Annotated in this window: 12 protein-coding genes; 7 read left to right on the top strand and 5 right to left on the bottom strand. The window is 39.5% G+C overall.

Annotated elements, in window-relative coordinates:
* Positions 1–87: 87 nt before the first annotated feature.
* The gene (locus KH943_RS06640; protein ID WP_304109246.1) at positions 88–774 is read left to right on the top strand and encodes a SanA/YdcF family protein; all 687 of its coding nucleotides are present in this window, start codon (positions 88–90) and stop codon (positions 772–774) included.
* Between the two features lie 199 nt (positions 775–973).
* Here the strand turns inward: KH943_RS06640 and ispA are convergent, their stop codons facing one another.
* The 3 genes from ispA to leuB form a co-directional block, all read right to left on the bottom strand.
* Complete coding sequence (gene ispA / locus KH943_RS06635; RefSeq protein WP_304109243.1) at positions 974–1867, bottom strand: (2E,6E)-farnesyl diphosphate synthase; 894 nt, start codon at positions 1865–1867, stop codon at positions 974–976.
* Position 1868: 1 nt separating this feature from the next.
* The gene (gene xseB, locus KH943_RS06630; protein ID WP_304109240.1) at positions 1869–2090 is read right to left on the bottom strand and encodes an exodeoxyribonuclease VII small subunit; all 222 of its coding nucleotides are present in this window, start codon (positions 2088–2090) and stop codon (positions 1869–1871) included.
* A gap of 221 nt (positions 2091–2311) precedes the next feature.
* Positions 2312–3394, bottom strand: a complete 1083-nt coding sequence (gene leuB / locus KH943_RS06625) for a 3-isopropylmalate dehydrogenase (protein ID WP_304109237.1) — start codon at positions 3392–3394, stop codon at positions 2312–2314.
* Between the two features lie 141 nt (positions 3395–3535).
* On the opposite strand from leuB, the gene KH943_RS06620 reads away from it, so the two are divergent.
* Positions 3536–3799, top strand: coding sequence for a hypothetical protein (locus KH943_RS06620; protein WP_304109235.1), 264 nt, complete (start codon positions 3536–3538; stop codon positions 3797–3799).
* Positions 3800–3852: 53 nt separating this feature from the next.
* Here KH943_RS06620 and KH943_RS06615 read toward each other — a convergent pair whose 3' ends face one another.
* Entirely contained in the window at positions 3853–5010 is a 1158-nt protein-coding gene (locus KH943_RS06615; RefSeq protein ID WP_304109232.1) for a chorismate mutase, read from the bottom strand.
* 88 nt (positions 5011–5098) lie between these two features.
* Complete coding sequence (gene ybaK / locus KH943_RS06610; protein ID WP_304109229.1) at positions 5099–5575, bottom strand: Cys-tRNA(Pro)/Cys-tRNA(Cys) deacylase YbaK; 477 nt, start codon at positions 5573–5575, stop codon at positions 5099–5101.
* 67 nt (positions 5576–5642) lie between these two features.
* Between ybaK and KH943_RS06605 the strand changes: the two genes are divergently transcribed.
* The 5 genes from KH943_RS06605 to rseP all read left to right on the top strand — a co-directional run.
* Positions 5643–6629, top strand: coding sequence for an oxidoreductase (locus KH943_RS06605; RefSeq protein ID WP_304109226.1), 987 nt, complete (start codon positions 5643–5645; stop codon positions 6627–6629).
* 14 nt (positions 6630–6643) lie between these two features.
* Positions 6644–7939, top strand: a complete 1296-nt coding sequence (locus KH943_RS06600; protein WP_304109223.1) for an NCS2 family permease — start codon at positions 6644–6646, stop codon at positions 7937–7939.
* A gap of 109 nt (positions 7940–8048) precedes the next feature.
* Entirely contained in the window at positions 8049–8765 is a 717-nt protein-coding gene (gene uppS, locus KH943_RS06595; protein ID WP_304109221.1) for a polyprenyl diphosphate synthase, read from the top strand.
* Between the two features lie 21 nt (positions 8766–8786).
* Positions 8787–9656, top strand: a complete 870-nt coding sequence (locus tag KH943_RS06590) for a phosphatidate cytidylyltransferase (protein WP_304109219.1) — start codon at positions 8787–8789, stop codon at positions 9654–9656.
* 12 nt (positions 9657–9668) lie between these two features.
* On the top strand, positions 9669–10908 hold a 1240-nt coding region (gene rseP, locus KH943_RS06585; protein ID WP_304109216.1), incomplete at its 3' end, for an RIP metalloprotease RseP.

Raw genomic sequence — 10908 nt, 5'->3', positions numbered from 1 at the left:
TAAACGTCTAGAAAGCTAATCTATAACTTGTTATTTTAAAGTGAGTTCCATAAAATCGGTTTAAGCTGTTACAAATTGTGATTGACTATGTTTAACCTATTCCTAAATAACACCATTAAAGTTCATTTAACTCTTACCCAAAGAGCCTTTTGGGTTGCTTTAAAATGGGGATTTTGGACGATTATTGGACTCAGTTTTTTGTTGATTGCGATTGATATTGCAACGGGTTATTGGGTACGAGATCGTATTTATACTGATATTAACAAGCTGCCTAATTATCAAACCGCAGTGGTGCTTGGCACTGCGAAATATTATACTACAGGCACACCAAATCTCTATTATAAATATCGAATTGAAACCACTCGTAATCTGATTAAACAAGGCAAAGTGCAGAAACTTTTGGTAAGTGGCGATAACAAAACGCCTTACTACAATGAGCCACGGGTAATGACAAACGATCTCCGTAATATGGGTGTGCAAGCGGTACAAATTCAACAAGATTTTGCAGGTTATCGCACATTGGATTCGATTATTCGAGCCGATAAAGTATTTCGATTACCACCATTTATTGTGATAAGTCAGCGTTTTCATTGTGAAAGAGCGATGTTTATTGCAAAAACAAGAAATATTGATGCTGTTTGTTTTATAGCAAAATATCCAGAAGGGCATTTTAAAGTGCGGATAAGAGAGTTTTTTGCAAGGGCAGGAATGGTATTAGATTATTTATTGGATAGGCAGCCTGCAGTATTAGAAAAAATTATCATAAATAGTTAAACAGCATAGTAAATTATAGTAGATATAAGTATTGATTTTGATAACTATGCCCTTTCACCTTTCTTGGCATATAAGACAAAATAGTTGATTAGAATTATATTTAATATGTAGAAGAGCAAACCTAATCTGACAGTCTCCCGTTTAAAAACTTGTGCCTGTCAGATTAATTTGAGCTTCTACAGCTATATGCCTTTATTTATTAGCTTTCCCGATGAATGATAAAATCTGCTAACTCTTTTAATGCAGTAGTATCAAAGTCTAATTCACTTAATGCATTAATCGCTACTTGATAAAGCTCTTGGGCTTTTTGTTGTGCTCCCTCTAAACCAAGGAGTTTTGGATAGGTACTTTTATTATGCTGTTCATCCGACCCCGCAGTTTTACCAATTTTATCCGTTTCACCGATAATATCTAAAATATCGTCTTGCACTTGGAAGGCTAAGCCAATCGCTTGGGCATAGCGTTGAAGCTGCATTTCAATATTTTTATCTTCCGCATAATTAGAAAGATTAAAACCCATTAACACAGATGCTTCAATTAATGCCCCTGTTTTATTGCGATGAATAAGTTCTAATTCTTCTAATGAAACTGCTTTGTTCTCTGCCAGTAAATCTAAGTTTTGCCCCAAGCACATTCCTTTTGCACCAGCTGCTTTTGCAAGCGATTGAATTTGGCGAATTTTTTGTAAAGGGGTAAGGTATTTATCTTCAGCAATCAATTCAAAAGCAAAACTTTGCAGTGCATCGCCTGCTAAAATAGCTGTTGCTTCATCAAACGCAATATGGCAGGTAGGTTTACCACGTCTTAATGCGTCATCGTCCATTGCAGGCAGATCATCGTGCACTAATGAATAAGTGTGGATAGACTCCATTGCTCCTGCTGAAGTATCGATTTTTGCTAATTCTACGCCTAACATTCGCCCTGTTGCATACATCAAAAATGGGCGAATACGTTTCCCTCCAAGTAATACGGCATAAGCCATTGCATCAGCGAGAGGGGCTTGCGTGGCTTTAAGCATTTCAAGTTGAGTAGAAAGATAGCGGTTAATACGTTGCTGGATTTCAGCCAGATCAGTTGAGAGATAATAAGTCATATTAGTAATTGGTAAGCTCAGCTTCAGGTGTTTTGTTAAGAAGAATTTGAATGCGTTGTTCTGCCTTTTGCAGGTATTCTTGCCCTTGTTGCACAAGTTTCACTGCATTTTCAAATTCATTTAAAGCATCTTCAAGCGGTAAATCACCTGATTCTAAATGGGTTACGATGCTTTCTAATTCTTTTAATGTAGTTTCAAAATTGGGCGTTATTTTTTTAGCCATTTGATCTTTCTCTTGTTAATAAAGTGTAAATAAAGTTTACCGTTCAATGTTTATTTTTGTAAATAGCTTTTATTCTTCAAATAACTCTATGGGAGTTATTATGGCGTTGAAGTTCATTCTGTTTAAAAAGTGCTTATAACCTTGGATTATAAGGCTATAAGCACTTCTTAATTCATACTTTTATGCTCTATTCTAATCAGAATAGAAGTGTATTATAAAACTTACGCTAAGATATTCTTAGCAATCACATCACCCATTTCGCTGGTGGAAATTGGGTCAGAATTGTCTGCTAAATCACCAGTGCGGTAGCCGTCAGCAAGGGCTTTTTGGATTGCTTGTTCAATCGCATCAGCCGCCTCGTTGAGGTTGAAGCTATAACGCAACATCATTGCCGCAGAAAGAATTTGTGCGATTGGGTTAGCGATGTTTTTGCCTGCGATGTCTGGTGCAGAACCACCAGCTGGCTCATATAAACCGAAGCCATCTTCATTAAGGCTGGCAGATGGGAGCATCCCCATTGAGCCTGTAATCATCGCTGCTTCATCGGAAATAATATCACCGAAGATGTTTGAGCAAAGTAAGATGTCGAACAACTCTGGTGCTTTGATAAGCTGCATCGTGGCGTTATCAATATACATATGCTCAAGGGGCACTTCTGGAAACTCTTTTGCCACTTCGTTTACCGTTTCACGCCATAAAATTGAGCTTTGTAACACGTTCGCTTTGTCGATTGAAGTAACGTGTTTTCTGCGTTTCATTGCAGATTCAAACGCCACACGTGCGATACGTTCGATTTCATATTTGTAATAGACTTCAGTGTCGAATGCTTTGGTTTGTGCACCTTCGCCTTCACGACCTTTTGGTTGACCGAAGTAGATGCCGCCTGTTAATTCACGCACGACGACCATATCGAACCCTTTTGCAGCGATGTCTGCACGCAACGGGCAGAATTTTTCTAATCCTTGGTAAAGTGCTGCTGGGCGGAGGTTACAGAACAGCTTGAAGTGTTTGCGAAGAGGGAGTAATGAACCACGCTCTGGTTGTTCATCTGGCGGTAAATGTGTCCACTTTGGTCCGCCTACTGAACCGAATAAAATGGCGTCCGCTTCTTCACAGCCTTTTAAAGTGTTCTCTGGTAAGGCTTTACCTTGAGCATCAATTGCCGCACCGCCAATATTGAAGTGGTTGAAATTCAATTTAAAACCAAATTTTTGTTGTGTCGCTTCAAGCACTTTAATCGCTTGTGCCATAATTTCAGGTCCAATGCCGTCGCCTGCTAACACTGCAATGTTGTAAGTTTGCATAAAATCCTCTGTTGTTATTAATAAAATAAAGGGTATTCTACTCAAATCTTGTTTAAATAAAAGTATTTAACAAAGTTGAGTGAGAAGTTCTCTGCTTTAAATGGTCTAATTCAGTAAAAATTTTATTAAAAGGAAAACAAAATGAAAAAAATTATTTTATTGGCTAGCATATTGTCCGTATCAGCTTGCTCATTACCTGAGCAACGAAGTAGCGTTCCTCTTGATATGAAAACTGTTCAAGAGTATCAGCAACGAATTATCTCTGGAAATACGGTAGATAAACATCATCCCGTTCAAGATGAAGCTCTTAACCAAAGCGATAAACGAAAAAGAGAAGTGTATTATTCCCCAATGCCCATGCCGCTTATCATTTCTCCTATTAGTTATGGTTACGGGTATTATTAGTTAAAAATATAACTGCTTGTAAAGTTATTCAGTTTAACAAGCAGGCAATTTCTTTAAATTTTAACAGGCTCAATAATCTCACTAGGATAACAGCCTAACACTTTTAAGAAGCCAGTTACCGTTTTTAATGCTTCCAGTGCTTTTTGTGTATTTTCATTGTGCATATTGGCTTCCAGTTCAACATAGAACATCTCTTCCCATGATTTACCGTAGATTGGGCGAGATTCTAATTTCAACATACGAATGCCGAATTGTTTGAACACCATTAATGCATCAACTAATGCACCTGCTTGTTGAGTGGTGGTCATCAATAATAGCGTTTTGGTTTGCACTTGCGGAGAAACGTTTACCGCCTCTTTTGCCACCACAATAAAGCGAGTAATGTTATTCACTTGGTTAGCAATTTCCGATTTAATGCTACTTAAACCGTAAAGTTTACCACCATCTTCATTGCCAATGGCAGCCACATTTGGTTTATTTAAGCGAGCAACCATCTGCATCGCGTGCGAGCTACTTTCGCAATATTTGATATGCACGCGGTCAAGGCTTTGAATAAATTGGCTACATTGCTGAGCAGGTTGTGAGTGAGTGTAAATCGTATCAATTTCAGCTAAATCTACGTTGCCATTTGCTAACAAACAATGTTTGATTGGATAAGCTAATTCGCCCACTAAAGCGAGCTCTGTATGTTGTAATAAATCGTAAACTTCATTGATTGAACCTGAAGTCGTGTTTTCCAGCGGTAGTACTCCAAAATCTGCTTCACCTTTTTCCACTTTGGCAAAAATCTCATCAAATGAGGCACAATTTAGTTCCACCAAATTGCCTTGGTATTTCTTCGCAAATTGGCGTGCAGCCATATTAGAATAAGAGCCACGCATCCCTAAAAATGCAATGGAAAGGCTCTCTTCTTTTTGTTCATTCAATTTATTTTGTAGGTAATGTTGCTGCGTTAATACAGAATCTTCAATAATACGTTGGAAAATTTGGGTGACATATTGAGGATCAAGCTGATAATTTTCCGATTCAGCAAAATTGACTAATTCTTGCAAAAGTTCTTTCTCACGAACAACATCGCGAAGTGGCTTTTGCGTAATCTCTTTGCTACGCACCACATCAAACGCCAAGCGATGGCGCTCGGATAATAGCTTTAAAATATGGCGGTCAAGACTGGTAATTTGTGTGCGGATATTAGTTAGGTCTAGGGACATAATTTGTTCTCAAAAATAAATAATTGCAAAATTATAGCGATTTCAGCCTTAAAGAAAAGACAAGCGGTCGCTTTCTCTGAAAACTTTGCTAATCATCCTTAATCTCCATAAACTTCGCATCCAATACTTTCGCTAAATCTTGCGGGGCGAGTTCTACATCTAAACCACGTTTTCCACCTGAAACAAACATTGTTGCAAACTGGGTTGCTGATTCATCGATCACCGTTGGTAAACGTTTTTTCTGCCCAAGTGGACTAATACCCCCAAGCAGATAGCCTGTTGTTTTTTGTGCGATTTCTTTATCTGCCATTTCGACTTTTTTTACGCCTAAAGCGTGAGCTGCTTTTTTTAAATTTAACGTGCTTGAAACGGGTACAACCATCACAGCAAGTTTCTTCTGATCGCCATTTTCTGCCACTAACAACGTTTTAAACGTTTGATTTGCATCAATGCCTAATTTTTCGACCGCTTCTTGCCCAAAATTCGTGTTATTCGGATCGTGTTCGTATGGATGTAGTTGGAAAGCAATTTTCTGTTTTTTCAAAAGATTTACTGCTGGTGTCATCACTCGCTCCTTGAAATTAGGTTATAATTACGCTCTACGCACTTTAAATGCAAATAAGGAAGATAAAATGTCTCAAATTCATCTCGCCATTGCCGCTGATTTTACCCTAGCTGAAAAATTACTTGAAGCATTAGAAAACAGTAATTTGACCTTTGATAAAGTTTCCGCGGTTGAAATCGAACCTTTTGGTGAAGAGCAAAACCTTCGTTTCGGCACGAAAGCCGTTGAGCAATTTGAATTAGATAATCTCGATTGGTCGCAATTTACCCATGTGTTATTTGCCGCACCAATGGCTCAAGCAGAAACCTTAGCAAAAGCCGCTCAAGCGGGCTGTATTATTCTCGATCTGTTTGGCATTACCTCTCTGATTGGTAATGTGCCAGTGATTGTGCCAAATGTGAATAATGAAGCCCTCATTAACCTTCGCGAACACAACATTGTGGCATTGGCTAATCCGCAAATTTCGCAATTAGTGCTCGCACTACAACCGATTTTAGACCAACAACTTAGCCAGATTTTCGTGACTTCACTTCTGCCGTCAGCCTATTTTGGTGAAGAAAAAGTGAAAGAATTAGCAGGGCAAACCGCACGTTTATTAAACGGTATTCCATTTGATGAAAATGCAGAACGCATTGCCTTTGATGTTGTGCCTGCAAATGTACAAGGCGAAGAAAAACAACTGCCATTCTCTCGTGTGTTTGAATTGCAACTTGCAAAAGTTTTGCCAAATTTAACCGCTTCCGTGACTTTCCACTCAGTACAAGTGCCTGTGTTCTATGGCGTGTCGCAAATGGTTTCCGTACAGTCTGAATATGAATTAGATGTGGAAGCATTAAGTGCCGATTGGGCAAATAATGCTTGGATTCATTTCAGTGAAAATGGAGTACAAACGCCGGTGAAAAATGGCGAAAATGAAGAACAAAATGCATTGCAAATCAGCCAGTTACTTGCAAAAGAGGAAAATGCTTTGCAATTCTGGTCTGTTGCCGATGAACAAAAATTTAGCCTTGCATTTTTAGCGGTTGAATTATTGGCATTGGTGTTAGATTACTAATTGAGGCAAAGAGAATGCTAGAAAAATTATTCGCATTAAAAGAAAAAGGCAGTAATGCTAAAACTGAAGTGATTGCGGGGATCACTACTTTCTTCACGATGGTTTATATCGTGTTTGTGAACCCGTCAATTTTAGGCATTGCGGGAATGGATACGCAAGTGGTGTTCGTGACCACCTGTTTAATTGCCGCATTCGGTACGATTGCCATGGGATTATTCAGTAATCTTCCAATCGCTCTTGCACCTGCAATGGGGTTGAATGCCTTTTTTGCGTTTGTAGTCGTGCAAAAATTGGGTTACTCGTGGCAAGTTGGGATGGGGGCAATTTTCTTAGGTTCGGTCGGCTTATTCTTGCTCACACTGCTTAAAATTCGCTACTGGTTTATGGCATCGATTCCGCACGGCTTGCGTGTTGGGATTGGTGCGGGTATCGGCTTGTTTATTGCTTTAATCGGCTTTAAAAATATGGGCATTGTTGTGCCGAATGCTGACACCTTAGTTGCTTTGGGCAATTTGCACGATCCAAAAGTCTTGTTAGGTGTGCTCGGCTTCTTTGTGATTGTGATTTTATCCGCAAAAGGCATTCATTCAGGCGTATTAATTTCCATCGCACTCATCACAGGGCTTGCCTTGATTTTCGATCCTGCAGTGGCCTTCCACGGTATTGTTTCTATGCCACCAAGTTTAGATTCTGTTGTTGGGCAAGTGGATGTTGCTGGAGCGTTTGATTTGGGCTTGCTTGGCATCATTTTCTCATTCTTGTTGGTAAACCTTTTCGACAGTTCTGGTACGCTGATTGCAGTAACAACCAAAGCAGGCTTTGCCGATAAACAAGGGCGTTTCCCACGTATGAAACAAGCACTTTTTGTAGACAGCATCGCAGCAATGGCAGGCTCGTTAATGGGCACATCGGCGGTTAGTACCTACATTGAAAGCGGTTCAGGTGTATCAGTTGGCGGTCGAACAGGCTTAACAGCGGTTGTGGTTGGCGTGCTCTTCTTGCTGACTATTTTCTTCTCCCCACTGGCAAGTGTTGTGCCTGCTTATGCAACCGCTGGAGCATTGGTGTTTGTGGGCATTTTAATGGCTTCAAGCCTCATCGAAGTGAAATGGAATGACTTAACCGAAGCTACCCCCGCATTCATCACTACTGCGATGATGCCATTTACGTACTCAATTACCGAAGGCATTGCTTTCGGCTTTATCAGCTATTGCGTAATGAAGGCTTGCACAGGCAGATTTAAAGAAATCAACCCTTCTATTGCAGTGGTATCGATCTTATTTTTGATTAAATTTATTTGGGTTGGGTAGTCTCGTTATTTAATTTATTACTGTTATTTTAGCAAATAGGTGTTACTAGAAGAAATGGCGATACTGTGGTATAGTTATCGCCATTTCTATTTGGATAAGGATAGGTATAATGATGAATTTTGATCCTCAAAATATGCCTCAGCACGTTGCAATTATTATGGATGGTAACGGGCGTTGGGCAAAAAAGCAAGGCAAACTGCGGGTGTTTGGTCACCAAAATGGGGTGAAAGCGGTGCGTTCTGCGGTAAGTTTTGCAGCCAAATACGGGATCAAAGTTTTGACGCTTTATGCGTTTAGCAGTGAGAATTGGAGTCGTCCTGAAACGGAAGTTTCTGCATTAATGACATTGTTTATGACTGCGCTTAATTCTGAAGTAAAAAAACTTCATAAAAATAATATTCAGCTAAAAGTGATTGGTGATAAATCTCGTTTTAGCGAAAGTTTGCAGAAGAAAATTAGAGATTCAGAAGAGCTAACCTCTCAAAATACAGGTTTGATTTTAAATGTTGCAGCGAATTATGGTGGGTATTGGGATATTACTCAAGCTGCTCAAAAAGTGGCCGTGAAAGTCAAATTGGGTGAGTTGGCGGTTGAGCAAATTACTCCAGAGATATTTGAAAAAGCCTTAGTCACTGAAGAGCAACCGCAAGTAGATTTACTTATTCGTACTAGTGGTGAGCAGCGGATCAGTAATTTCTTACTCTGGCAAATAGCATATGCAGAACTCTTTTTTACGCCTGTTTTGTGGCCAGATTTTGATGATAATGTATTTAGCGAAGCGATTATCGCTTATCAGCAACGCAATCGCCGTTTTGGCAGTTGCTAAAAAATAAGAAAGGAATAAAAAATGCTAAAAGAACGTGTACTTTCTGCGATTGTAATGGTTATTGTGGCATTAGCTGCGATTTTTTGTTTCCCGCCCTTGGCATTGACAATTGCTCTTTCAGCATTAGTGGTGCTTGGTATGTGGGAGTGGGCTCAATTTGTAGGCTTTAAAAGCCAGATGTCGCGCGTAGTTGTTGCTGGTGTGACGTCCTGTATTCTTTTGCTTTTGGTTGTTGCGAATACAGATTATATTAATGCGGCGCGCTTTACGACAGATTTAAGCGTTATTGCACTTTTCATTGCTTGTGTGTGGTGGTTGGCAGCTCTTGCTTTAGTGGTGACCTATCCCAACTCTGCAAAATTATGGGCGAAATCAGTCGTGGCGAAATTTTTATTCGGTATTTGTACGCTTTTCCCGTTCTTAATTGGTTTATTGGCTATCCGTTTTAATAATTATACTTTGGATGCTTACCAAGGCACTTATTTATTACTTTATGTTTTCTTGCTTGTTTGGGGAGCAGATTCTGGTGCTTATTTCTTTGGTCGAGCTTTAGGTAAACATAAACTGGCACCAAAAGTATCGCCAGGTAAATCTTGGGAAGGGGCATTAGGCGGCTTATTTACTTCGGGTGTGATTGCATTTGTGTTCTTGCAGGCAACGCCGAACGATGTTTTTGGTCGTACTTTAGAAACGATTCCATTTATTGCTGTATCTGTTGCAACAGTAGCAATTTCAGTATTGGGAGATTTAGCTGAAAGTATGTTTAAACGCCAAGCAGGTATTAAAGATAGTAGTAATCTAATCCCTGGGCACGGTGGTATTTTAGACCGTGTTGATAGCTTAACTGCGGCGATTCCGTTCTTTGCTACGATGTTTTTCTTTGTGCTTTAATTTAGGTAAAGAATGAGCTCAATTATTTCATTTTTTATTTTAATCTGCATACTTGTGTTTGTGCACGAGTATGGTCATTTCTGGGCGGCTCGCCGCTGTGGCGTCAAAGTCATTCGTTTTTCGATTGGCTTTGGCAAGATACTATTTAGAAAAAAAGATAAGCATGGCACAGAATTTGCTTTCTCATTGATTCCACTTGGTGGCTATGTGCAGATGTGGAATGGTGAGCCTGAAATCAATAAACAGAAAATTGATGTGCCGATTTCGCAATCTTTATCAAAAAAATCACCTCTTCAACGTGCCTTTATTATCAGTGCTGGGCCTATTGCAAATTTTATTTTTGCAGTTGCCGCTTATTGGGCGGTGTTTGTTAGTGGCATTCCAACGCTTAAACCTGTTATTGGGCAGGTGCTACCTAATTCAATTGCAGCTCAAGCAAATGTACCTATTGAATTTGAGATCAAACAGGTAGCAGGGAAAACCGTTTTAGATTGGGAAGAAGTAAGTCTTGCATTAATTGACAATCTAGGGGCAGAACGTGTAGAAGTTTTAGGCTCAAGTATTGATGAAGATCATCCGCAACGTTTCTATCTCAATTTAACGGATTGGAAAGTTGATGGTACAAAAGAAAGCCCATTAATCAGTTTAGGGATACGTCCTAAAAATACAGTGATTAAATCTGAGATTGCTCAAGTTTTACCTCATTCACCTGCTGAAAAAGCAGGGTTGAAAGCACAGGATAAAATTTTAACGGTAAATCATCAGCCATTTGATTGGCAAAATTTAGTTAAAACGGTGCAAACAGGGCAGCCAATTACGCTTGAAATCGAAGGCTCAAACAAACAAAAACAAGCGGTTGAAATTATGCCTGAAAAGCAAAAAGATCGTTATGTTATTGGTATTACGCCAACTTATGAAGGCATTGGCGAGAAATACCAGATGGTGCTAGAGTATGATATGCTTACGGCAATCGGCAAAAGTGTAGATAAGGTTGGATCTCTTATTCATAGCATTTTCCAGTTTATTGGGAATTTAATCACAGGCGAGTTGTCTTTGAACAATATGAGCGGTCCGATTTCGATGGCGAAAGGAGCGGCTGCTACCGCTGAAATAGGCTGGGTGTATTATCTCAGTTTTATGGCGTTAATTAGCGTGAATTTAGGTGTAATGAACCTCTTTCCAATCCTGCCTTTAGATGGCGGGCAACTGCTTTTATTAGCGTTGGAGGCGATAAAACGAAAACCTGTTTCAG

This window comes from Haemophilus parahaemolyticus (genome assembly GCF_018373095.1).
GTDB classification, from domain to species: domain Bacteria; phylum Pseudomonadota; class Gammaproteobacteria; order Enterobacterales; family Pasteurellaceae; genus Haemophilus_A; species Haemophilus_A parahaemolyticus_A.
The sequence above is the reverse complement of the archived record's forward strand: the minus strand, read 5'-3'. Positions and strand labels throughout refer to the sequence as shown.